The 23,847-nt window shown below is 71.2% G+C and carries 11 protein-coding genes; 5 read left to right on the top strand and 6 right to left on the bottom strand.

Annotation, left to right across the window (positions count from 1 at the left end; translation table 11 throughout):
* Nucleotides 1-107: 107 nt before the first annotated feature.
* The 3 genes from ABZ906_RS43690 to ABZ906_RS43680 all read right to left on the bottom strand — a co-directional run bounded on the left by ABZ906_RS43690 (nt 108) and on the right by ABZ906_RS43680 (nt 15,243).
* A complete protein-coding gene (locus ABZ906_RS43690) occupies nt 108-5,717 on the bottom strand; it encodes a type I polyketide synthase (protein WP_361392711.1) in 5,610 nt (1,869 codons plus the stop codon).
* Nucleotides 5,718-5,819: 102 nt separating this feature from the next.
* Nucleotides 5,820-14,060 carry an SDR family NAD(P)-dependent oxidoreductase gene (locus ABZ906_RS43685; RefSeq protein WP_361392708.1) on the bottom strand — a complete coding sequence of 2,747 codons (8,241 nt, stop codon included), beginning with the start codon at nt 14,058-14,060 and terminating at the stop codon, nt 5,820-5,822.
* Nucleotides 14,061-14,208: 148 nt separating this feature from the next.
* A complete protein-coding gene (locus ABZ906_RS43680) occupies nt 14,209-15,243 on the bottom strand; it encodes a ketoacyl-ACP synthase III family protein (RefSeq protein ID WP_361196019.1) in 1,035 nt (344 codons plus the stop codon).
* A gap of 231 nt (nt 15,244-15,474) precedes the next feature.
* Here ABZ906_RS43680 and ABZ906_RS43675 point away from each other — a divergent pair, with 231 nt between their 5' ends.
* Entirely contained in the window at nt 15,475-16,632 is a 1,158-nt protein-coding gene (locus ABZ906_RS43675) for an acyl-CoA dehydrogenase family protein (protein WP_361392705.1), read from the top strand.
* A 103-nt stretch (nt 16,633-16,735) separates the two neighbouring features.
* Here ABZ906_RS43675 and ABZ906_RS43670 read toward each other — a convergent pair whose 3' ends face one another.
* A complete protein-coding gene (locus ABZ906_RS43670; RefSeq protein WP_361196015.1) occupies nt 16,736-17,506 on the bottom strand; it encodes an SDR family oxidoreductase in 771 nt (256 codons plus the stop codon).
* 50 nt (nt 17,507-17,556) lie between these two features.
* Complete coding sequence (locus ABZ906_RS43665) at nt 17,557-18,882, bottom strand: FAD-dependent monooxygenase (RefSeq protein WP_361392702.1); 1,326 nt, start codon at nt 18,880-18,882, stop codon at nt 17,557-17,559.
* A gap of 309 nt (nt 18,883-19,191) precedes the next feature.
* Between ABZ906_RS43665 and ABZ906_RS43660 the strand changes: the two genes are divergently transcribed.
* Nucleotides 19,192-20,793 (top strand): aminotransferase class III-fold pyridoxal phosphate-dependent enzyme, encoded by a 1,602-nt coding sequence (locus ABZ906_RS43660; RefSeq protein WP_361392699.1) that lies wholly within the window; start codon nt 19,192-19,194, stop codon nt 20,791-20,793.
* A 55-nt stretch (nt 20,794-20,848) separates the two neighbouring features.
* Here the strand turns inward: ABZ906_RS43660 and ABZ906_RS43655 are convergent, their stop codons facing one another.
* Nucleotides 20,849-21,622, bottom strand: a complete 774-nt coding sequence (locus ABZ906_RS43655) for an NAD(P)H-binding protein (RefSeq protein WP_361392696.1) — start codon at nt 21,620-21,622, stop codon at nt 20,849-20,851.
* A gap of 83 nt (nt 21,623-21,705) precedes the next feature.
* Here ABZ906_RS43655 and ABZ906_RS43650 point away from each other — a divergent pair, with 83 nt between their 5' ends.
* From ABZ906_RS43650 to ABZ906_RS43640, 3 genes are read left to right on the top strand one after another with little or no spacing between them, the layout of a single operon-like run.
* Nucleotides 21,706-22,641 carry a sigma-70 family RNA polymerase sigma factor gene (locus tag ABZ906_RS43650; protein ID WP_361392693.1) on the top strand — a complete coding sequence of 312 codons (936 nt, stop codon included), beginning with the start codon at nt 21,706-21,708 and terminating at the stop codon, nt 22,639-22,641.
* Between the two features lie 60 nt (nt 22,642-22,701).
* Entirely contained in the window at nt 22,702-22,953 is a 252-nt protein-coding gene (locus ABZ906_RS43645; RefSeq protein WP_361196005.1) for a hypothetical protein, read from the top strand.
* A gap of 3 nt (nt 22,954-22,956) precedes the next feature.
* Nucleotides 22,957-23,340, top strand: coding sequence for a toxin Doc (locus ABZ906_RS43640; RefSeq protein WP_361392690.1), 384 nt, complete (start codon nt 22,957-22,959; stop codon nt 23,338-23,340).
* Nucleotides 23,341-23,847: the final 507 nt, after the last annotated feature.

Genomic DNA, 23,847 nt, shown 5'->3' with positions numbered 1-23,847 from the left:
GTTCTCGCCGTGCGGGGGAGTCGTCGGCTCGATCAGGGTGCCGTTGACGTACCCGTGCAGGTCGATCATGACCGCGTCCCGGCCGCCGCCCGCCCTCTGGTGCGTGGCTACTCGGCCCCGTCGATCAGCGCGAAGAGCTCTTCGTCGCTGGCGGAATCGAGGTCGTCGGTCGCGTCGGGGTCGTCGTCGAGACCGGCCCCGCTCAGCTCCAGGAGCCGCTGCAACTGCTCGGTGATCTGCCGCCGCAGCGCTTCGTCGTCACCGACTCCCCGGATGCCCTCCTCAAGCCCGCCCAGCGTGGTGAGCAGGGTGTTGGGCGCGGGGACGTCCTTGACGGTGAGCTGTCCGTCGAGGAGCCGGGCCAGCGCGTCCACGGAGGGGTAGTCGAAGACGACGGTGTTGGCCAGGCGCAGTCCGCTCAGCGCGTTGAGGCGGTTCCGCAGTTCGACCGCGTTGAGGGAGTCGAAGCCCAGTTCCTGGAAGGCGCGGTCCGTCTCGATCTCCCGCGGGTCCTCATGGCCCAGGATCCCGGCCACGACACCGCGCACCAGGTCGGTCAGGACCCGCTCACGCTCGTCCGGGGACAGGCCCGCGAGCCGTGTGCTCAGGGACTCCGCCTCCCCGCCGGTCTCGCCGCCGGCCGCCGAACGCCGCTTGCGCGATGCGGGCACGAGGCCTTGAAGCAGCGCGGGCACGCCGTCGCCCCGGGCACGCAGGGCGCCGGTGTCCACACCGGTCAGGGCCACGACCGGCTCGTCCGCTGCGAGGGCCGTGTCGAACAGGCTCATGGCTTCCGAGGTGGGCAGTGCTCGCAGTCCCATGCGGCCCAGGCGTCGCAGGTCGATTTCGCTGAGTTCGCCGCTGATGCCGCTGGATTCTTCCCACAGGCCCCACACCATGGATACGGCGGGCAGTTCCTGTTCCCGTCGCAGGGTGGCGAGGGCGTCGAGGAATGCGTTGCCTGCGGCGTAGTTGGCTTGTCCTGCGGTGCCGAAGAGTCCGGCGAGCGAGGAGTAGAGGACGAAGGCCTTCAGGTCGAGCTCGCGGGTGAGTTCGTGGAGGTTCCAGGCGCCGTCGACCTTGGGCCGAAGGACCCGTTCCAACTGTTCCTGGCTCATCTCGGACAACACGCCGTCCTCGGCGACACCCGCCGTATGCACCACACCTGTCAGGGGCTGCTCCGCGGGCACACGTGCCAGTGCGTCGCTGAGCGCGCCACGATCGGCGACATCACACGCGGCGAGGGTGACATGTGCGCCGAGTCCTTCGAGCTCGGCACGCAACTCCGGTGCCCCGGCGGATGCTTCACCGCTGCGGCTGAGGAGCAGCAGCGACCGCACCCCGTGCTCGCGTACGAGGTGACGGGCCACGATGCCGCCCAGGGTGCCGGTCGCGCCGCTCACCAGGACCGTGCCGTCACCCCAGTCCGGACCCGCACCGGCCGCGGAGGCAGGCACCAGACGCGGGGCCAGCAACTGCCCACCGCGTACGGCCACTTGCTCAAGCCCGGACCCGGCGACGGCCCGCAGCAGCCCCGCCACCTCATCGGACCCCGCCGGGCCCTCCTCCAGGTCCGCCAGAACGATCCGGCCCGGATACTCCGACTGCGCCGACCGCAGCAGCCCCCACACAGAGGCACCCGCCAGGTCCGCGACACCCTCGCCCTTGACCGCACCCAGCGCACCGCGCGTCACCACGACCAGGCGCGAGTCCTCGAACCGGGCATCGCCCAGCCACGCCCGCACCCACTCCAACACCCCGCTCACGACACCGCGTACCCCACCGGCAACATCGGCGACATCCGCGGACGCAGCGGTCCGGTCCGATATCAGCGGTGCGACGACCACGGCGGGTACGGACGCCTCGTCCTGCTCCACGGCCGAGTTCTGGTCCACCGCCGAGACGAGCGCCGCGACATCGGCGTACGCGGGCGCGCCCGGCAGCGATCCCCCGAGCAGGTTCTCGGTGTCGCCCAGGACGGCCCAGCCGCCGGTCGGCGCGTCGATCGCCCCGGGCTCGATCGCCTCCCACTTCATGAGGAACTGGTTGTCGCCGCGCGTTCCGCCCGCCTCGGCGAGGGCTTCCTTCGACACCGGACGCAGGGCAAGCGACTCCACGGAGGCGACAAGGCGGCCGGTCTCGTCGACCGCGGTCAGCGACACCTCCGACACGGCGGCGTCGGGGTCCGGCAGCGAGAGCCGCACGCGCAGCGAGGCGGAGTTCGCGCCGTACACGTTCACACCGCCCCAGGCGAACGGCAGTTGCGACGACTCGTCCTCCGTGACGATCCCCGGCAGCAGCGCGTGCAGCGCCGCGTCAAGCAGCGCGGGGTGCACCACGTACCGGGGCGCGTCCGTGCGGCAGGCCTCCGGGAGCAGGATCTCGGCGTACACCTCGCCGTCGCCGCGCCACACGCGTCGCATCCCCTGGAACGCGGGCCCGTACGCGTAACCCTGCTCGATCAGCCGCTCGTACGCGCCGTCGAGCGGCACCTCCGCCGACCCCTCCGGCGGCCACACCGTAAGACCGGCGGCCGCGGCGGCATCGGCTCCGGCCTCCCGCGTCGTGAGGGTTCCTTCGGCGTGCACGTTCCAGGTGCGGTCCAGGTCGCCGTCCGCGTCCGCGGAGCGGGAGAAGATGCTGATCTCCCGCCGACCGGCGTCGTCGGGTGTGCCCACCCGCACCGACACCTGGATGCCGCCGTGCTCCGGAAGGACCATCGGCGCGACGAGACGCAGCTCCTCGACCCGGTCGCAGCCGACCTCGTGGGCTGCGCGGGCGGCGAGTTCGAGGAGGCCCGTGCCCGGCACGAGCACCATGTCGTGGATGGTGTGGTCGCTGATCCAGGGGTGGGTGTGTGCCGAGAGGTGTCCGGTGAGGACGATCTCGTCGGTGCCGGCCAGGGCGAGGGCGGCGCCGAATATCGGGTGCTCGATGTTCTCCAGGCCGAGCGCGGCCGGATCCGCGGGGGATGCCGACTCCTCCAGCCAGAAGCGCTGGCGCTGGAAGGGGTAGGTGGGCAGGGCGACGCGCCGGGCGGCGGGCAGGACCTTCTGCCAGTCGATACGGACACCGCGGGTGTGGAGTTGACCCAGGAGCAGGGCGAGCGTGGTGGGTTCGTCCTGCTTGCGGCGCAGGGCCGGAGCCACCACACCCAGATCGCCTTCCGTCCCGGACGCGATCAGGGCGCTGAGCACGCCGTCGGGGCCGATCTCCACGAAGTCGGCCACGCCCTCCTTACGCAGGGCCTGTACGGCGTCGTGGAAGCGGACCGTGCCGCGCAGTTGACGGACCCAGTAGTCGGGCGAGGTCAGTTCGCCGGGCGTGGCGAGTGCGCCGGTGACGGTGGACATCAGGGGGATGGCCGGGTCGCTGAGGCGCAGGGTGGCCACGATCCGGCGGTACTCGTCGAGGGCGGAGTCCATGTGCGGGGAGTGGAAGGCGTGGCTGACGCGGAGGCGAGCGGTGCGCAGGCCGCGCTCGCGCCACCGCTCCGTCAGTGTGTCCAGCGCCCCGGTGTCGCCGGAGACCACGGTGGCCGCGGGGCCGTTGACGGCCGCGATGTCGACGCCGCTCAGGCCGGTGAGGTCGGCGAGGATGTCCTTCTCGGCGGTGGTGACGGCGACCATGGCGCCGTCATCGCGGGCCGCGCCCATCAACCTGCCGCGTGCCGTGACCAGTTGTGCGGCATCTTGCAGCGACATGACTCCGGCGACGTGGGCGGCGGCGATCTCGCCGATGGAGTGCCCGGCGACGTAATCGGGGCGCACTCCCCAGCTCTCGAGGACCCGGAACAGGGCCACCTCCACCGCGAACAGGGCGGGCTGGGTGTACTCGGTCCGGTGCAGGAGGCCGGCGTCGGCGTCACCCTCGGCGGCGAACATCACGTCACGCAGGGGGTGTTCCAGGAACTTGTCGAGATGCTTGCACACGTCGTCCAGCGCGGCGGCGAACTGCGGTACGCGGGCCGCGAGTTCACGTCCCATACCGAGACGCTGGGCGCCCTGGCCCGAGAAAACGTACCCCAGCCGTCCGGAGCGGGAGCGCTCCTGGACCACCACACCCGGATCGGTCGTGCCGGACGCCAACGCCTTCAGCGCCGCCAGCTGCTCGTCCCGGTTCCGGCCCGCGACGACCGCGCCCGTTTCGAGCAGCGCACGGCTCGACACCAGCGACCACGCCACGTCGGCGACGTCGGCGGTGGCGATGTGCTCGGCCAGGCGGGCCGCCTGTGCTCGGACCGCTTCCGTCGACCGCCCCGACAAGACCCACGGCACCACCGCACCGGCAGCCTCGCCCTCGACCTTCTCCTGCCCCTGCTCCCCGGATATCGCGGGGGCCGCCTCCAGGACCACATGCGCGTTGGTCCCGCCGAGGCCGAAGGAGGAGACGGCGGCGCGGGCGGGCCGGTCGCCGGTGTGCGGCCAGGGCTGTGCTTCGACGAGGAGTTCCATGGCGGCGGACTCCCAGTCGATTTCCGGCGTGGGCCGGTCGACGTGGAGGGTGCGGGGCATGGTGCCGTGCCGCATGGCCTGCACCATTTTGATCACGCCGCCGACTCCCGCGGCGGCCTGGCTGTGCCCGATGTTCGACTTCAGCGAGCCGAGGTACAGGGGCTGGTTCTTGTTGCGGTTGTGGCCGTAGGTGGCCTGGAGAGCCTGGGCTTCGATCGGGTCACCGAGGCGCGTGCCCGTGCCGTGCGCTTCGACCAGGTCTACGTCGCCCGGGTTGAGTCCGGCGTCGGCCAGGGCGTCGCGTATGACCCGCTCCTGGGAGGGCCCGTTGGGTGCGGTGAGCCCGTTGGAGGCGCCGTCCTGGTTGACGGCCGACCCGCGCAGCAGCCCAAGGACCTCATGGCCGAGGCGCCGCGCGTCCGACAGGCGCTCCAGCAACAGCACGCCCGCACCCTCGGCCCAGCCGGTGCCGTCCGCAGCCGCCGCGAACGACTTGCAGCGGCCGTCCGCCGCCAGGCCCCGCTGCCGCGAGAACTCCACGAACGAGACAGGGGTGGACAGCACCGTCACACCCCCGGCGAAGGCCAGGTCGCACTCGCCCCGGCGCAACGCAGTGGCCCCCATGTGCATCGCGACCAGCGACGAGGAGCACGCCGTGTCCACGGACACGGTCGGCCCTTCGAAACCGAACGTGTAGGCCACCCGACCTGCGGCGATGCTGCCCATGCTGTTGCTGACGAGGTTCCCCTCGTAGCCCTCCTTGGGGAGGTTGGGACGCGCCCCGTAGTCGTGGTACATCTGGCCGACGAACACGCCGGTGCGGCTGCCGCGCAGGGTGGCCGGCACCACGCCCGCGTTCTCCATCGCCTCCCAGGTGGTCTCAAGGAGCAGCCGCTGCTGCGGGTCCGCCACCGTGGCCTCGCGCGGGGACATCCCGAAGAAGGACGGGTCGAACCCGCTCACGTCGTCGAGGAAGCCGCCCTCGCTCACATACGACTTGCCCACGCTGTCCGGATCCGGGTCGTGCAGGTCCTCGCGCCAGCCGCGGTCGGTCGGGAACGGCGACACCGCGTCGACGCCCTGGTCGACCAGGTTCCACAGGCTCTCGGCATCGGTGACACCGCCCGGATAGCGGCAGGCCATCCCCACGATCGCGATCGGCTCCCGCGCCTTCTCCTCCACCTCACGCAGCCGGCCCCGCGCGTCCCGCGCATCGGCTATCGCGCGCTTGAGGTACTCCCGGAGTTCCTTCTCGTCCGCCATCAGAATCCAACCCTTCAAAGTTCATGTGTGAGGTGAAGCGGGGTGTACGGGCCGGTCAGGCGGCGGTCGGTGCTTGTCCGGCCGCCGCCTGCCGATGCGCGGCTACTCGGCCCCGTCCACCAGCGCGAAGAGCTCTTCGTCGCTGGCGGAATCGAGGTCTTCGTCCAGCCCGGCCCCGGTCAGCTCCAGGAGTCGCTGCAGCTGTTCGGTGATCTGCCGCCGCAGCGTGTCGTCATCGCCGACGCCGCGGATGCGCTCCTCCAACTCGCCCAGGTGTGAGAGCACGGTGTCCGGTGCGGAATCGCCCCGCGTGGCCCGGGTGAGCTCGTCGATCCGGTCGGCCAGTTGCCCGTCCAGGAATCCGGCGAGCGCGCCGACCGAGGGGTAGTCGAAGACGACGGTGTTCGCGAACCGCACTCCGCTCGCCTTGTTCAACCGGTTCCGCAACTCCACCGCGCTCAGAGAGTCGAACCCCAGCTCCTGGAAGGCGCGGTCCGCTTCGATCTCCCGCGGATCGTCGTGGCCCAGGATGTCCGCGACCTCTTCCTGCACCAGCTCCACGACTGCCCGCTCCCGCTCGTCCTTGCCGAGGCCCGCCAACCGCTTCAGCAGCGGCGACACCGGCCCGCTGTCGAGGGCGGCGGGCAGCGTGGCGGGCGCGGGGGTGTCCTGGACGGCGAGTCGGCCGTTGAGGAAGCCCGCAAGCGCGCCGACGGAGGGGTAGTCGAAGACGACGGTGTTGGTCAGCTGCAATCCGCTCAGTTTGTTCAGCCGGTTCCGCAGCTCCACCGCGTTGAGGGAGTCGAAGCCCAGCTCCTGGAAGGCGCGTTCGGCTTCGACTTCGCTCGGATCGTCATGGCCCAGGATGTCGGCGACCACACCACGTACGAGATCGGTGAGCAACCGTTCGCGCTCGTCGGCGGACAGGCCCGCGAGCTGTGCGCCCAGGGAGGTGGGTTGTGCGCTGCTGGTCTGGCCGCTGCTCTCGCTGTTGGCCGCGGCACGCGGGCGCCGCGCCGTGGGTACCAGTGCCTTCAGCAGGTCGGGTACGTCCTCGGTGCGCGTCCGCAGCGCCTTGGTGTCGATGCCGGTCAGGGCCACGACCGGCTCGTCCGCCGTGAGGGCCGTGTCGAAGAGGCTCATGGCTTCTGAGGTGGGCAGTGCTCGCAGTCCCATGCGGTTGAGCCGTCGCAGGTCGACGTCGCTGAGTTCGCCGCTGATGCCGCTGGATTCTTCCCACAGGCCCCACACCATGGATACGGCGGGCAGTTCCTGGTCCCGTCGCAGGGTGGCCAGCGCGTCCAGGAACGCGTTGCCTGCGGCGTAGTTGGCCTGTCCTGCGGTGCCGAAGAGTCCGGCGAGCGAGGAGTAGAGGACGAAGGCCTTCAGGTCGAGGTCGCGGGTGAGCTCGTGGAGGTTCCAGGCGCCGTCGACCTTGGGCTTGAGGACCCGTTCCAACTGCTCCTGGCTCATCTCGGACAGCACACCGTCCTCGGCAACACCCGCCGTATGCACCACACCGACCAGAGGCCGGTCCGCAGGCACGCCTGCCAATACGGCGGCCAGCTCTCCACGGTCGGCGACGTCACACGCAGCGATCGTCACCCGCGCCCCGAACTCCTCCAGCTCTGTACGCAACTCCCTTGCTCCGGTCGCGGATTCGCCGCTGCGGCTGAGCAGGAGCAGGTCCCGGACGCCGTGTTCCCGTACGAGGTGACGGGCCGCGATCGCGCCCAGGGTGCCGGTCGCGCCGGTGACCAGGACCGTGCCGTCACCCCAGTCCGGCCCCGCACCGGCCGCACCGGTCGCGCTGGTCGAAGCGGTACGCACCAGACGCGGGGCCAGCAACTGCCCTGCCCGTACGGCGACTTGCTCAAGCCCGGACCCGGCGACGGCCCGCAGCAGCCCCGCCACCTCATCGGATCCTGCCGGGTTCTCCTCCAGGTCCGCCAGAACGATCCGGCCCGGATACTCCGACTGCGCCGACCGCAGCAGCCCCCACACCGAGGCACCCGCCAGGCCCGCCGAGCCCGCGCCCTCGCCCTCGCCCTGCGCCGGACCGACCGCACCCCGCGTCACCACGATCAACCGCGAGTCCTCGAACCGGGCATCGCCCAGCCATGCCCGCACCCACTCCAACACCCCGCCCACGACACCGCGCACCCCACCGGCAACATCGGCGTCGCTGCTGAGCGGCGGTACCTGGAGGACCGTCGTACCGACGTCCTCCGGCAGGCGATCAGTGATGTGCACCAGCTTCTCGGGCGCTGCACCGGACTCCGGAGCCGTGACCGGCTGCCACTCCACGGCGTGCAGGGCGGAAGCCCCCGCGCCGAACTGGCCGGTGAACTGCTGCCGGGGCACCGGCCGCATCGTCAGTGCACGAGCCTCCGCCACGGGCGAGCCGTGCTGGTCGGTGATCGCGATGGCGGTGTTGTCGCTGCCCGAGGGCGTGAGCCGTACGCGCAGGCTTTTGAGGCCGTGGGCGTTCCAGAATGTGGCGCCATGCCAGTCGAAGGGCAGCCGCAGGAGGTCTCCGGCCGCGAGTTCCTCTGCCGCCGATACGACCAGAGGCTGGATCGCGGCATCCAGCAGCGCCGGATGCACGGTGAACTCGGTCGCGGAGTCGTGAAGTTGACCGGGCAGTTCGACCTCCGCGTACAGCTCCTCTCCGTGCTGCCACAGACTCCGGAGCCCCTGGAACGCGGGGCCGTACTCGTATCCGAGTTCGGCCATGCGGGCGTGGACGCCGGCCAGCGGGATCTCGGTGGCCTGCTGCGGGGGCCAGTCGCGCAGGGCCTCGAAGGTGGCATGATCCGGGGCGGTCGCGCCCGCGGGGGCGAGGCTGCCGCTCGCGTAACGGGTCCACGCCACGGTGTCCTCGCCGTCCGCGTCGGCGGGCCGTGCGTGGACGGCGAATGCCCTGATGCCGTCCGGGCCGGGTGCCTGGACGATGATCTGGAGCCGGAGAGTCTCGCCCTTGAGCAGGCGCAGGGGCGCCTCCAGGGTCAGCTGTTCCACGCCCGCGGCGCCGGTACGGGCGGCCGCTGTGGCGGCGAGTTCGAGGAACCCGGTCGCCGGAAGGATCACGTTGCCGTCGATCGTGTGGTCGACGAGCCACGGGTGGTCATCGGAACTGACAAGGCCGCTGAGAACCGTCTCGTCCCGGCCCGCGAGTTCGACGACCGTGTCGAGGAGCGGGTGCCGGGACGCGTCGGGCCCGGCACCCGTCCCCCGCGCGGAGGTCGGCCGTGCGGAGGTCCCCCGCACGGAGGTCAGCCGCATGGGGGTCAGCCAGTAGCGGCTGTGCCGGAAGGCATAGGTGGGCAGATCGACGTGGGCCGCTCCGGGGAAGAACGCGGCGAGGTCGACGTGCGCGCCCCGCACCTGAGCCAGGGCCAGGCCCGCGCCGAGCACCTCGGTCTCGGAATGCCGGGCACGCAGCAAGGGCACGGCGGTCATGGCGCGCGCGTCCTCGTCTTCGCCCTGACCGTTGCGGATCATGCCGGTGAGTACGGCGTCGGGGCCGATTTCGAGGCACAGGCCGACGCCTTCGTCCTCCAGGGTGCGGACGGCGTCGTGGAAGCGGACGGTGCCGCGCAGTTGGCGGACCCAGTAGTCGGGTGACGTCAGTTCGCCGGGGGCGGCGAGTGCGCCGGTGACCGTGGATATCAGGGGGATGTTCGGCTCGTTGAGGTCGAGCCCGGCTGCGATCTGCCGGAACTCGTCGAGCGCGGTGTCCATGTGGGCGGAGTGGAAGGCGTGGCTGACCCGGAGGCGTGAGGTGCGCAGGCCGCGCTCGCGCCACTGCTCGACCAGCGCGTCGAGGGTGCCGGCGTCACCGGAGACCACGGTGGCTTCGGGTCCGTTGACTGCCGCGATGTCGACGCCGGTCAGCCCCGCCAGATCCGCGGCGACCTGCTCCTCTGCGGCGCCGACGGCGATCATGGCGCCGTCATCGCGTGCCGCGCCCATCAACCTGCCCCGCGCGACGACCAGTTGGGCCGCGTCTTGCAGCGACATGACGCCGGCGACGTGGGCCGCGGCGATCTCGCCGATGGAGTGCCCGGCGACGAAGTCCGGTTGCAGCCCCCAGCCCTCAAGGACCCGGAACAGGGCCACCTCTACGGCGAACAGGGCGGGCTGGGTGTACTCGGTCCGGTGAAGGAGTTCGGCGTCGGCACCACCCTCGGAGATGGCGTCACCCTCCGAGGCGGTCTCACCCTCGGCGGCGAACATCACCCCACGCAGGGGGCGGTCGAGGAGCTGGTCGAGGTGCTTGCACACATCGTCGAGCGCGGAGGCGAACTCCGGCACAGCGGAGGCCAGTTCGCGACCCATGCCGAGCCTCTGCGCCCCCTGACCCGAGAAGACGAACGCGCTGCTGACGTGTCCGGGCGCGTGCCCCGTGATCACCTCCGGGTGAGAGACACCGGTGGTCAGAGCCTCCAGCCGCTCCAAGAAGTCGGCCCTACTGCGGCCCAGGACGACGGCCCGGTGCTCGAAGGCGCTCCGGGTCGTGGCGAGCGAGTAACCGATGTCGGCGACGTCGGCGATGTCGGCAGGGGAGAGGCCGGGCCGTGCTGCGGCGAGATCGAGCAACCGGCGGGCCTGCGCACGCAGACCGTCGGCACTGCGGGCGGACAGTGCCCAGGGGAGCGGCAGCGATGAGCCGCCGGGCTCACCCTCTCGTACCGCTTCGGTCGCGGCGGTCCCGGCCGTCGCGGCGGTCGCGTCAGCCTTCGAGCCGGACCGGTGGTGCACAGCGGTGCTCTCCGCCGCCTCCAGGATCACGTGGGCATTGGTGCCGCTGATGCCGAAGGAGGAGACGGCGGCGCGTGCGGGCCGCTCGCCGACGGGCGACCAGGGGCGCTCCTCGACAAGAAGTTCCATGGCCGCGGAGTCCCAGTCGATGTGCGGGGTGGGCTCATCGACGTGGAGGGTGCGGGGCATGGTGCCGTGCCGCATGGCCTGCACCATTTTGATGACGCCGCCGACTCCCGCCGCGGCCTGGCTGTGCCCGATGTTCGACTTCAGCGAGCCCAGATACAGCGGCTGGTCGTTCTTGCGGTGGTGGCCGTAGATGGCTTGCAGCGCCTGCGCCTCGATCGGGTCACCGAGGCGCGTGCCCGTGCCGTGCGCCTCGACCACATCGACATCACCGGGGCTGAGTCCGGCGTCCGCCAGCGCGTCACGGATCACCCGCTCCTGCGAAGGCCCGTTGGGCGCGGTCAGCCCGTTGGAGGCGCCGTCCTGGTTCACCGCCGAACCCCGCAGCACCCCAAGCACCTCATGGCCGAGGCGCCGCGCGTCCGACAGGCGCTCCAGCAGCAGCATCCCCGCGCCCTCGGCCCAGCCGGTGCCGTCCGCCGCGGCCGCGAACGACTTGCAGCGGCCGTCCGCGGACAGACCCCGCTGCCGCGAGAACTCCACGAACATGCCGGGCGTCGCCATGACGGTCACGCCGCCGGCCAGCGCGAGGCCGGACTCCTGCGCGCGCAGGGAACGCATGGCCGTGTGCAGGGCCACGAGGGACGAGGAGCAGGCCGTGTCGATGGTGAGCGCGGGCCCGGTCAGGCCGAGTTGGTAGGAGATGCGTCCGGAGATGATGCTGGCCGTGCTGCCGGTCAGTACGTGCCCCTCGATGTCCTGCGACGCCTCGTGCATGCGGGGGCCGTAATCGGGGGCCATGGCGCCGACGAACACGCCCGTGGGAGTTCCGTGCAGGGTGCGCGGGTCGAGCTTCGCCCGCTCGATGGCCTCCCAGGACGTTTCGAGGACCAGCCGCTGCTGCGGATCCATCGCCAGCGCGTCACGGGGCGAGATCCCGAAGAACGCGGCATCGAAGTCGCCCACGTCGTGCAGGAATCCGCCGCTCTTCGTGTAGCTGCGCCCGGAGCTCGCCGGGTCCGGGTCGTAGAGGTCGTCGCTCCAGCCCCGGTCCGTGGGGAAGGGCGAGATGACGTCGCGCCCCTCGGCCACGATCTGCCACAGGTCCTCCGGCGACGTCACCCCGCCGGGATACCGGCAGGCCATGCCGATGATGGCGATCGGTTCGTCCTGCCGGACGCGACGGGAGGCCGCCGGGCCCGGGGTGGCCGGTGTCTGGCTCGGCTTCCTGGTGACTCCGTTGCGCAGGTCCTCCAGAAAGCCCGCCACCGCCTCGGGAGTGGGATGGTCGAACAGCAGGGTGGCGGGCAGTTGCAGGCCGGTCGCCTCTGCGAGCCGGTTCGTCACGATCATGGCGGACTGCGAATCGAAGCCGAGATCCTTGAACGACACGCTCTTCTCGGCGAGGCCGAACTGCTCGTCGTCGAGGACGGCGGTGGCGGTCGCGAGGACCAGCCGTACCAGCTCCTTGCTGTCCCGCTGTGTGCCCGCACCGTCCTGCCGCACCGGCGGCTGCGGCTGCTCCGGAGGCCGCCGCCCCGGCCCCCGCTCCTCGCGCCGAACGCGCGCGAAGGCGTAGGGGGGCAGGTCAACGCGTCGCGCGTCACTGCCCTCGAAGGCGCGCCGCCAGTCGACGGCCAGACCCTTCACGTACGCCTCGGCCAGGGACCTCGTCAGCCTGCGCCAGGCGGGCTCGGTGTTGCGCAGCGAGCCGATGACGGCACACGAGCGGTCCATCTCCGCGGCGGCCCGCATGAGTTCACCGGCAAGAACCGGATGGTGCGAGATCTCCACGAAGACGGTGCTGCCGTCGTCGAGCACCGTACGGACGGCTTCCTGGAGGCCGTCGCCGGACACCAGATGGCACGGTACGGAGCCCTCGTCGGGTGACAGGTGCACGGGGAGCCGGGACGCGGAGGTGACGGCGCGCACGGCGTCGCGCAGCGAGAGCGATCCCGCGACGCAGGCGGCGGCCACGGCCCCGCCGGTCTCCGCCACGATCCGGTGGGGTACGACACCGTACGAGCGCCACACCTCGGCGAGCGACACCGTGTGCGCGAAACGCACGGCCCGCGCGATCTCGGGGGAGTGGGCCGGTGAAAGGCCTTCGCCTGCCCGGCCTCCGGTGCCTCGATCCCCTGCACCCCGGATCACCTCGGTGAGGCTCCAGTCCGCGAACTCGGCCATCGCGTCCGCGCATTCGGCCATGCGCGCGGCGAAGACCGGCGAGGCGTCCCACAGTTCGGCCGCCGACTCCGCCAGGCGGGAGGTGTCGGTGCCGTCAGTGCTGTCGGCGGTGTCGGGGAAGACGTCGGGGAAGACGAAGACGGTGCGGGTGCGGTCCGGGTCGGCGACGGGTCCGGCGAAGGTGTGTCCGTCGGCCACCTCCCGCAGCGAGGCGAGCAGTTCCTCCCGGCTGCCGCCGACGGCGACGGCGCGGTGGGAGAACGTGGTGCGCCCGCTCGCCAGGGACCAGCCGATGTCCTGCGGGCGCACGCCCTGGTCGTCCTCGACCCGGGCGAGCAGCGCGGCCGCCTGGCGGCGCAGGGCCGAGGGGGTGCGGCCCGACAGAGGCCAGGGGACCACGGCGGGTGTGCCGCCGCCCGGGGTCCCGGCCCGGTCGGCCAGGTCGAGGGGCGTGGCCTCTTCGACGATGCCTTCGAGCGGCGCGCCTCCGTGGCGCAGGCTCAGCAGCCCCTTGAGGAGACCGGTGATGTCGGCCTCGGTGTCGCCGTCCTCGCGCGTGACGCTGGCGGCGATGACGCTGTCGCCGATGACGCCGTGGACGCGGTCGCCGTCGGCCAGGGCGAGGCTCAGCGGCTTGAGGACGAGGACTGCGGCGCCCATACCCGCGTCAACGCCAGGGGCGTCGAGCGCGTCGGGTGCCTCAGAGGCGTCGGGTGCCTCAGAGGTGTCGGGTGCCTCAGGGGTGAGGCCGTCCGGTGACGGCTGTACGAGCGGCCACGCCACGAGTGCGGTGGTGATCTCGCCGCCGCGCAGGCTCTCGCAGGCCCGGTGGAGGGCGGCCGACGCGGAGGAAGGACCCGGGGCCATGGTCAGGCTCGGGCCGGAGAGCCCCAGACCGCGGGAGATCCGGGCCGCGCTCGCGTCCGGGACCCCACTCTTGTCCTCGGCCGCGACCCCGTCACGCGGCGCCCCGGCGAACACCCCGGCCGCCGCAGTGCCGTGCAGCGAGGCGGGGATGACGGCGGCGTCCTCAAGCGCCTCCCAGGCCAGTTCGAGCAGCAGCCGGTGACGCGGTCGCAGCGCCTCTGCCTCGCTCGCGGAGAGCCCGAAGAACTCCGCGTCGAATGCGTCGAATACGTCTGACGAGGCGAGCGCGTCGGACAGTTCGGCTCCGCCGGTCCCGGTGTCCTCGCCCTCCCGGCAAGACAGACCGACGACCGCGATCCTGGCCACCTGAAGTTCGCCGCCGGACGGTTCTGTAAACACTGATGTCTCCCACCGGAATGAGGCTCTCCGAATAACTTCTCCGCACCGGTGGAAACCTTAATCAGGCGCAACCATGCGCCGGTAACAATGTGTTCTGTCGCGCGCGAGGAGCGACCTGTTACCAGTTACCGGCCGCAGAGAATTCCGTTTACGGGTTGTCCCAGGAAGGCGCCCGCCGCATCTCCACCACCGCGCACGACCAGGTGAATCCGGCTCCGATGCCCGCGAGGAGGATGCGCTGCCCGGGCTTGGCGCTGCCCGACTCGGCGAGGTAGGCGAGGCCCGCGAACTGGTCGCCCGCGCCGAGGTGTCCCACGGTCCTGCCCCAGGACCAGGTGGTCGCCGTCGGGTCCAGGCTCCACGGCCGCAGGAACGTCTGCGTGAGGCGGCGGCGCCCGAAGTGCGGCAGCACGAACCAGTCGATGTCGGAGAGTTCGCAGCCGGCTTCGTTGAGCGCCCGCTTCAGCACCTCCGACTGGCCCGCCCGTACGCGCGCGACGCTGTACGAGACGCCCACCTTGTTGATGAAGGCCTGCTTGGTGGCCTCCAGGTCCATCGGCTGGCGGACCTCGAACGGCTCGGCCCCGAACGGGTCGTCGCCCCGGTGCATCTCCTCCAGTTCCGGCTCGGAGACGGTGCACAGGCTGCGCAGCTGCGCGAAGCCCGGCTGGCGGGACAGGACGAGCGCCGTGCCCGCGTCCCCGTACACCGTGCCGGGATCGCCGCCCCAGCGGTCGAAGCCCGGCTCGCAGAACCGGTCGCCGGTGGTCAGCAGGGCCGAGCTGGTGCGCAGGCCGCCGCTGAGCATGCCCGCGGCCAGCTCCATCGCCGCCATGCCGCCGTTGGACAGCTGGCGCACCTCGATGGCGGGGCAGCGGTTGCCGACCGCCTCGCGCTGGATGTAGGAGACGGGGGCCCACAGGTCGTGCCCCTGGTAGTAGACGTCGGCGTGCAGGATCAGGTCGACGTCCAGCGGGACGGTCCCGGAGCGCCGCAGCGCCGTGCGGGCGGCCTCGGCGGCCATCTCCGGCGCCGACACGCCGTCCGATACGGCGATGGAGGCCAGGTCGGTGTGGCGTGCGAGCCGCTCGTCGAAGTCGCCGCGCTCCACGGCGTCCGCGACCGCGACCCGCCCGGGTATGTGGACGCCGACACCGGTGATGTACAGGTCGTCGAACCTCATCGGCCCGAGTCTCCTTTCTGCTCCCGATACGCCCCGGGCGCTGAGCCGGAGAGGCGGATCACGCCGTGTCGTCCTTCGAATTCATGGTGACAGTTCATCGTGACAGGAAGACGTGTAATCATGATGGGGGATAAATGGAGAAGGCCGTTCTCCGTGCGGTAATTGCCCGGTAATCGAAGCGGGTTCCGCAAGGGTGCTCACATGGTGGGTGAGCGGCGTTAAATTGCTGCAATGGAACCTCAAGATCTGGAGATTCTCCGACAGTTCGTCAAGAGCAAACTGGACGGCGAAGACACGCAGTTGGACTCCTTGTCGGAGAAGCCCCCGCAGCTGTACGAGGACTTCCGCGCGACGGGGCTCGCCAACTGGTGGCTGCCCGAGGAGTCCGGGGGCCGCGGGCTCTCCCTGGAGGACGGCGTCGAGATCGTCAACGAGATCGCGTACGGCGACGCCGGTGTGGCCTTCACCCTGCTCGTGTCGATCCTCGGCAGCACCGTCGTCCGGCTCTACGGATCGGACGACCTCAAGGACCGCTACCTGAAGCCGATGGCGACCGGCGGCACGTCCTGCGCGGCCCTCGGCAGCGAACGCGAGGCCGGAAGCGAGCTGAACCGGATCGGGACGGTCGCCGCCCGCTCCGGGAACGATCTCGTCCTGAGCGGCGAGAAGTTCTTCGCCACCAACGCGGAATTCGCCGACTTCCTGCTCGTCATCGCCAAGGCCGCCGACGATCCGGACGAGTACCTCGCGGTCGTCGTCCCGAGGGACACGCCGGGCGTCGAGATCGTCAAGCGCTGGGACGTCATCGGCCTGCGCGCCTCGTACACCTACGCGGTGAAGCTCGACAACTGCCGGGTGCCCGCCGCCAACCAGTTGTCCGGCTCCGGCCTGCGGCTCCTGGAGACCGGGCTCAACGCCAGCCGGACCCTCATCGCGGCGAGCGCGATCGGCATCGCCAGGCGGATACGGGACCACTGCATGACGTACGCGAAGGAGAAGCGGTTCCGCGGCGGCTCCCTCCTGGAGAGCCCGGTCCTGGCGCAGAAGCTGGGGCAGATGGAAATGCAGATCGACGTCATGAAGAGCCACTGCCTCAAGGCCGCCCGCGAGTACGACGAGATCATGGCCGGGCCCGATCCCGCCAAGGTCTTCTCCCGCAAGGGAACGCTGAAGTCGGCCCTCACGGCGAAGATCTTCTGCGGTCAGGCGGGCTGGAGCATCGCGAGCGCCGGCTCCGAGATGTTCGGCGGACTCGGCTACACGAACGAGCTCCCCATCGGAAAGCTGATGAGGGACATGCGGTACGTGTCGATCGTCGAGGGCGGCGACGACGTACTGCGCGAACTCCTCTTCAGCCGCTACGTGATACCCGTATCGCGCCGCACATGAGAACAGCTGCGGCAGCGGCGCCGACGGGAACAGGCCCGGCGAGACCGGAGGGTCTTCGCCGGGCCTGAGGTGACGAAACGTCAGCCCACGGAGTACCGCGAACTCAGAGGACCTTCTCCATGCCGCCGTCGATGAGGTAGTCGGCCCCGGTGATGTACGAGGCGGCGGGCGAGCCCAGGAAGGCGATCAGGTTGGCGACCTCCTGCGGCGTGCCCCAGCGACCGGCCGTCACATGGGCCATGGCCGGGAACTCCTCCGCGAACTGCTCGAACGACTCGACGCCCCACTCCTTGCTCAGCCGGGGACCGTACTCGTCCCACAGCGGCGTCGTGATCAGCCCGGGGGAGACCGAGTTGACGCGGATTCCGCGCGGGCCGAGGTCGTCCGCGAGCCCCTTGGACCACGCCCGCAGGGCCGCCTTCGACGACGCGTAGAAGTACGGGCCCTGGCTCGGCCAGCGGCCGACACTGGAAGCGATGCTGACCACGGCCTCCCGCAGCTGGGGAAGCAGTTCACGGGTCACCCGGACCGCGGAGTTCAGATTGAGGTCGAAGCCGCGCTGCCAGACCTCCTCGGTGAGCCCGTCCAGGCCCGTGATCGGCATGCCGGCGAGGCCGCCGACGCCGTTGACCAAGACGTCGACGCCGTCCGGGAACTCCTCGGCCGTCCGCTGGGCGAGCAGCTTGGCGCCCTCCTCGGTCGTCAGGTCGCCCTCGAAGGTGAGCGCACCGCTCTCCTTGAGCTCCGCGGACACGTTCAGGTCCGCGCCCAGGACGCGCGCGCCCTCCGCCAGGAACGTGCGGGCGGTCGCCGCTCCGATGCCCCGGCCCGCCGCGGTGATCACGACCGACTTGCCTGCGTACCCCAGATCCATGCTCAATTTCCCCTATCGGTTACTGGATTGCGTTCTGTTCCGGAGCCGGTTCATGCCGGTAGACGGGACAGCGTTTCTTGTACGCGCTCCTGGATCGCGGGATCCATGAGCGCGGTCGGCGGGTCGAGCAGCCCGAAGACCCGCAGGCAGCTGAGGGCCAGGGAGCCGTCGAGGGTCGCCGCGATCTGGGTCCGGCCCACCAGTTCGAGGGCCTGCAGCGTCTCCGGAGTCCGCTCGCCCTGGACGCCGGGAAAGCTGAGGTCGCTGAGCAGCGTCATCGTCCAGACCGGATCGACGACCTGCTCGGTCAGCCGCCGGAAGTACGCTGCGGGCTCCGCCCCTTCCCCGTCCTCGCGCAGGTGATCGCGCAGGGCCATGGCCTGCATGGCGGCGAACGCCATCCCCTGCCCGTAGCGGGGGTTGAGGCTGCACACCGCGTCGCCGAGCATCAGCAGACCGCGGGGGAAGGAGCCGAGGCGCTCGTAGCGCCGCCGCAGGCTCGCCGGGAAGCGGTAGCGCCGCGCCTCGGTCAGCGGCTCCGCGACCTCCAGGATCTCGTGGATGTCCGGGGCGGCCAGCGACTTGGCGAAGGTGAGGAAGCCCTCGGCATCGGTGGGCGGGTGGTCCCCGAGCACGCCGTAGAGCGTCACCACGGCACGGTCGCCCTCCACCCGCTGGCACGACCCGCCGCGCGGCGAGTCGGGGGTGGCGACGATGTTGATGCAGACATCACCGGCGAAGGCGTCGGCGGGCGCCCGTACGAAACGGGTCGCGTACCCCACGTCGACCTTGAGCTTCTCCTCCTCGACCCGCCCGTGACCGTGCTCCTCCAGCCATACGGGAGTGCGCGAGCCACGGCCCGTGGCATCCACGACGAGGTCGGCCGCCAGCTTCTCGCCGCCGTCGGGCCCCAGGAACACCCCGTCGACGACGCTCCCGTCGCCGGAGAAGGAGAGCCCGGCGACATCCCGGCCGCCGAGCAGCGCCACCTGCGGGAGCGCTTCGGCGCGGGCGCGCAGGTGGCTCTCCCGGTAGGTGCGGGAGCTGATCACGGTGGAAAGGCCGGACTCGCCCTTGACCAGAGGGTGGCCGCCGATCACCCAGCGGACGTCCCTGGCGATGTCCGCGGCGTTGGCGCCGCCGGCCACCATCTCGTCGCCGACACCGGGAAACAACTCCTCCGCGATCTGGTAGCCGCGGGCCAGGAAGTCATGCGCGTGTCCGCTCTGCGGGACCCCGCGCCGCTGCTCGTCGGCGGGATCGTCCCGCTCCACGACGGTGACCCGACCGTAGACATCGGCCAGTACGCGGGCCGCGAAGAGGCCGGCGGGACCGGCACCCAGGACGACCGCGTGGCCTTCTGCGCGAGATTTCATGGCGAGCCGCTCCTCATAGTCGGTGCGCGACCTTCCGGGTTTCTTTTGCGACGGTCGCAACGGTCGGAACAGTTGCCACGTCCGGAACAGCCGCAACGATCGGAACAGTCGGAAGAACGCAGCCCAAAGTAGGTGCAGGCCGCCCACGGCACGCCCATCGCACGGGCACAATCCACTGCCCGCGCGGGATTACCGGCGTATTACCGGCGGCTGTTTCCCCGCCCGTCGACATTCCCTAGGCTCACGCAAAACGTGCTGGCACAGCGGGGGACGGGAGAGTGTCTGCCTCCCCACACCGGAGGAGAGATGATGGAATCGGCAGCGACGGAACCCCAGCTCACCGAACCGTATTTGACCACCGTGCTGTCGAGTTCGGGCCTCGGCGTCGAATATGTGCGGGCCGAAGGCAACACCGTCTTCCACCTCGACACCGACGGCAATGAAATTCCCGTCACCGACTACTGCGGCGGATACGCCTCGCTGATCCTGGGCCACAACAATCCGGAGATAACGGCCCACGCGAAGTCCGTTCTGGATTCCGGTATCCCGGTGTACGCCCAGTTCTCACGTCACCCCGAGGCCAACCGGCTCGCGGCAAAGCTCAACGAGATCGTCGCGCGCGAGACCGGCGCCACCGAGCCCTACTTCGCGCACTTCGCGAGCACGGGCGCCGAGGCGATCGAAACGGGCGTCAAGCACGCGGAGTTCGACCGGGTGCTCAAGGTCGGGGCGCTGATGGGCGAGATCGAGGCGCACATCGAGCAGGCGCGGGAGGCGGCGCGGGCGGGCAGCCTCACGGTGGCGGACTCCGCCTACCGCACGGCGGGCGCGGAAGCGCCGTCCGGGGCCGCCGGATCGCCGCAGGACGCCTTCGAGCACCTGGCCGGCGCCGTGGCCCGCCACAACGGCGAGGTGGCGGGACGCCCGCCGGTGCTCCTCGCCCTGGAGGGCTCGTTCCACGGGAAGCTGATGGGCAGCGTCCAGCTCACCCACAACAGCGGCTTCCGTTCGGCGTTCGCCGGCCTCGGCGCCCGCGCCCTCTTCGTCCCGCACGACCAGCCCGACGTCCTCAGCAAGACCGTGGACGGCGTACGGGCGCAGGCCCGCGTCCTGGACGTGGTGGTCACCGACGGCGTCGCCGACGTCGTGGAGCGCGATTTCCCCGCCTTCTGCGCCTTCCTCATCGAGCCGATCCAGGGAGAGGGCGGCATCCGCGCCCTCGACCGGGACGCCGCCGCGCACATCCAGCGCGTGTCCGCCGACGCGGACTGCCCGCTCCTGATCGACGAGATCCAGACGGGCCTCGGCCGCACCGGCGCCTTCCTCGCCAGCTCCCACGTGGGCCTGCGCGGCGACTACTACGTCCTGTCCAAGAGCCTGGGCGGCGGCATCGCCAAGAGCTCGGTCGTCCTGGTCCACCAGAGCCGCTACCGGGGGGAGTTCGAGCTGGTGCACAGCTCGACCTTCGCCAAGGACGGCTTCTCCACCGCCATCGCGCTCAAGGTCCTCGAACTCCTCGAGGCGGACGACGGCGCGGCCTACCGGCAGGTCGTGGAGCGCGGCGAGATGCTGCGCGCGGCGCTCGACCGCGTACGCGCCGACTTCCCCGAGGTCGTCAAGGACACGCGCGGCAAGGGCCTGTTGCAGGGCCTTGAGTTCCACGACCAGTCCAAGTCCGCCGCCCCGACGATCAGCGGTGCCGCACAGGGCGGCATCCTCGGCTATGTCGCCGCCGGGTACCTCCTCGGCGCCCACCGCATCCGGGTCCTGCCGACGGCCAGCGCCCCGAACACCCTGCGGTTCGCCCCTTCCCTGCACCTCACGGAAGAGGAGATCGCCGGTTTGGAGACGGCACTGCGCGACTGGTGCGGGCTGCTGAGGGACGAGGACGAGACACGCCTGACGGGCTGACGCCCTTCGCTTCTCCTCGCCGCCCGGGCTTTTGTCCCGGGCGGCGTGCGCGTCGTCAGGCCACCCGCTCCGCCAGGAACGCCTCCCAGGTCCGCCCGCCGTGCACCGCGCCCGCCGCCGGGGCGAGGTTCACGCCCTCGCGGTAGGCGCGGCCCGCCTTGCCGGGCATCCGCATGCCCAGGACCGGGCGGCGGCGTCCGGTGGCGCCCAGGTAGGAGCGGACCACGTCGTCCATCGTGTACACCTTCGGTCCAGCCAACTCCGCGACCAGGCCCGCCGGTTCGCCGAGCGTCAGCTCGACCAGGCGCTGTGCGACATCACGTACGTCGACCGGCTCCAGGCGCATCCCGGGCGCCGGAACGAACGGCAGCTTGGCCATCTTGGAGACCATCTCGTGCACCAGGTCGTGGAACTGCGCGGCCCGCAGCATGGTCCACGCGATGCCCGAGCCGGTGATGGCTTCCTCCGCCGCGCGCTGCGTCGCGAACCACGCCATCGGCATCCGGTCCGCGCCGATCACCGAGATGTGCACGATGTGCTTCACCCCGGCGGCCTTGGCCGCCGCGACCAGGTGGCCCGCCACCACGTCGTCGCCCTTGGCGCCGCCGGCCAGGTGCAGCACCGTGTCCACCCCGGCGAGCGCGTCCGCGACGCCCTCGCCGGTCTTCAGGTCGCCGGTGACGTAGGTGACCCCTTCGGTGTCCTGCCGCTCGCTGCGGCTGAGCACCCGCACCGGTGTGGCGGGCGCCGCCTGACGCAGCAGCGGGAGCACGTGGCGGCCGAGCGTGCCCGTACCACCGGTGACCAGGATCGTGGCGTCAACAGTCATCATGTACCCCTAAGTTGCTTGTTCCGCGGTGTGCGAGCTTCGGTTCCGCTGCTCTGACACGCCGCTGAGGGGGGATGTGACAGATGGACCAAAAGAATCTTGAACAGAGTCCTGAGGAGGTCCTTGCGGAAGGCCGCGAGGGGCGTCTGAGGGCCGAGGATTTCGAGGCCCACCGCTCGCATCTGCGCGCGGTCGCCTACCGCATGCTCGGCTCGCTCGCGGAGGCCGATGACGCGGTCCAGGAGACCTGGCTACGGGCCTCCGCCGCCGATACGAGCGAGGTGGCCAACACCGGCGGCTGGCTCACCACCATCGCCACCCGCACCTGCCTCAACGTCCTGCGCTCCCGCGCCACGCGCCGCGAGGAACAACTGGAGACGGCCTACGGCGCCGACCGACCCGACAGCCGCCCCAGCCCCGAGCAGGAGGTGGAGGCCGCCGACGCCGTGGGCATCGCCCTCCTCGTCGTGCTCGACACCCTCACACCGGACGAACGCCTCGCCTTCGTCCTGCACGACCTCTTCGCGATCCCCTTCGACGAGATCGCCGCGATCCTGGAACGCACCCCCGCCTCCGCCCGCCAGCTCGCGAGCCGCGCCCGACGCCGCGTCCGGGGCACCACCCCCGCCGTGCCCGACTCCTTCCGCCAGCAGCAGGCCGTATCCGCGTTCCTCGCGGCGACCCGCACCGGCGACTTCGAGGCCCTGGTCGCGCTGCTCCACCCGGACGTGGTCCTCACCGCCGACCCGGCCGTGATCCCGACCCCGGAGCCGGTCGTCGTCCTCGGCGCGCACACGGTCGCCAAGGGCGCCATGGCGGCCACTGGACGCGCCCAGTTCACGGGACCGGCCCTCCTGGACGGCGTCCTCGGCCTGGCCATGGCCCCGAACGGACGCCTGCGCCTGGTCCTCGCCTTCACCGTCCACCCCGACAGCGGCCTGATCACGGCCGTCGAGGTGATCGCCGAAACGCAGCGCCTCGCCGCGCTCGAGCTGGCCGTCGGGCACATGGGTACCTGACGTCATGCACCCTGACCTGCTGATATTTACGCCTCGGTACCCGAGCGGTACCGTTTGAGCATGCCCGCACTCAACGTGGAATTCAGCGACCAGGAGCTAGAGGAGCTGCGCGCCCTCGCCCAGGAACGCGGCACCACCATGAAGGCCGTCGTCCGTGAGGCGACCGCAGACAAGATCACCCGGCATCGGGCGCTCCGGGAAGCCGCCGAGATCTTCCAGGCCACCTTCCGCGACCCCGGCCTCGCCGACGCCATCGCGGCCGCCGGCATCGACGACGGGCCCACCCCGAGCACGACGGGACGGGCCGCCTGACCCATGGCACCCGCACCCGTCCTGCACATCGACGTTCCCTGGCTGCTGCGACAGCACGAAGCGGCCCTGCCCGACCAGCCCCTGGTGTCGGACTTCTCCGCACTCGTCGCGGCCGTGGCCCGCCACCGGGTCGACCCGCCCCGCCTCGGTTACGACTCCGACGCCTCCTGGCGCGCCGCCGCCCTGCTGCAGACCCTCGCCCTGCTGCGGCCCCTGCCCGCCTACAACGTCCGTTTCGCCTGCGCGACCACCGTCGCCTACATGCACGCCTCCGGACAGGGCCTCGACGCGCCCTTCGGGGAACTCGTCGACCTCACCAAGCAGTTGATGACCGCGAAGGCGGACGTCTTCACCGCGGCCAACCGCATCCGCTCCTGGCGGATCTAGGGAAAAATCAGTGGAGGCGCGCTCCCGGGTGCCCCTACCGTGTTCCCGCCCGCAGTCACCCCTCCGGCAAGGACGTGCCGTTGTACACCAAGTGAGACACCCCGAGCGATGACCCGTCGCGCGACGCACCTGTGCGCCGCGCTCCTTTCCGCTGCGGTCTTCTCACTGCCTTCTCACTGGAACCGGTGTATCTCCATGTCCAAGAACTGGGTGGTCCTGCCCATCCGCCCGTCAATCGTTGCCTCCCGCTACCGTCCTGCCTGGCAGTCGCCGTACGGTCCGCCGCCGCGCCGGTCGCACCGCGGCCGGTGGGTGCCCGCGCCGGGCCTTGCCAGCTCTGAGTCCGTCGTACGGCGCGAGTACTTGAGCAGCCGGAGCGCCTGAGGTTTCTCCTGCAGTACGCGGCGCGGGGCCCCGCCGCCCCCCGGGGGGGCGCCGGCGGCCGCCCGGTGGCGCGGGCCACCCCCCCACCCCCACCGCGCCGGCCCCGCCACACAAACCCCGGCC

The sequence above is a fragment of the Streptomyces sp. NPDC046925 genome, from assembly GCF_040644915.1.
Classification (GTDB): Bacteria; Actinomycetota; Actinomycetes; order Streptomycetales; family Streptomycetaceae; genus Streptomyces.
This window is presented reverse-complemented; position numbering and strand designations above follow the sequence as displayed.

Coding starts and splice junctions, on each gene's coding strand:
- ABZ906_RS43690 (WP_361392711.1), bottom strand. CDS start 5,717: ATGGCGGACGAGAAGGAACTCCGGGAGTACCTCAAGCGCGCGATAGCC.
- ABZ906_RS43680 (WP_361196019.1), bottom strand. CDS start 15,243: ATGAGGTTCGACGACCTGTACATCACCGGTGTCGGCGTCCACATACCC.
- ABZ906_RS43675 (WP_361392705.1), top strand. CDS start 15,475: ATGGAACCTCAAGATCTGGAGATTCTCCGACAGTTCGTCAAGAGCAAA.
- ABZ906_RS43670 (WP_361196015.1), bottom strand. CDS start 17,506: ATGGATCTGGGGTACGCAGGCAAGTCGGTCGTGATCACCGCGGCGGGC.
- ABZ906_RS43665 (WP_361392702.1), bottom strand. CDS start 18,882: ATGAAATCTCGCGCAGAAGGCCACGCGGTCGTCCTGGGTGCCGGTCCC.
- ABZ906_RS43660 (WP_361392699.1), top strand. CDS start 19,192: ATGGAATCGGCAGCGACGGAACCCCAGCTCACCGAACCGTATTTGACC.
- ABZ906_RS43655 (WP_361392696.1), bottom strand. CDS start 21,622: ATGACTGTTGACGCCACGATCCTGGTCACCGGTGGTACGGGCACGCTC.
- ABZ906_RS43650 (WP_361392693.1), top strand. CDS start 21,706: ATGGACCAAAAGAATCTTGAACAGAGTCCTGAGGAGGTCCTTGCGGAA.
- ABZ906_RS43645 (WP_361196005.1), top strand. CDS start 22,702: ATGCCCGCACTCAACGTGGAATTCAGCGACCAGGAGCTAGAGGAGCTG.
- ABZ906_RS43640 (WP_361392690.1), top strand. CDS start 22,957: ATGGCACCCGCACCCGTCCTGCACATCGACGTTCCCTGGCTGCTGCGA.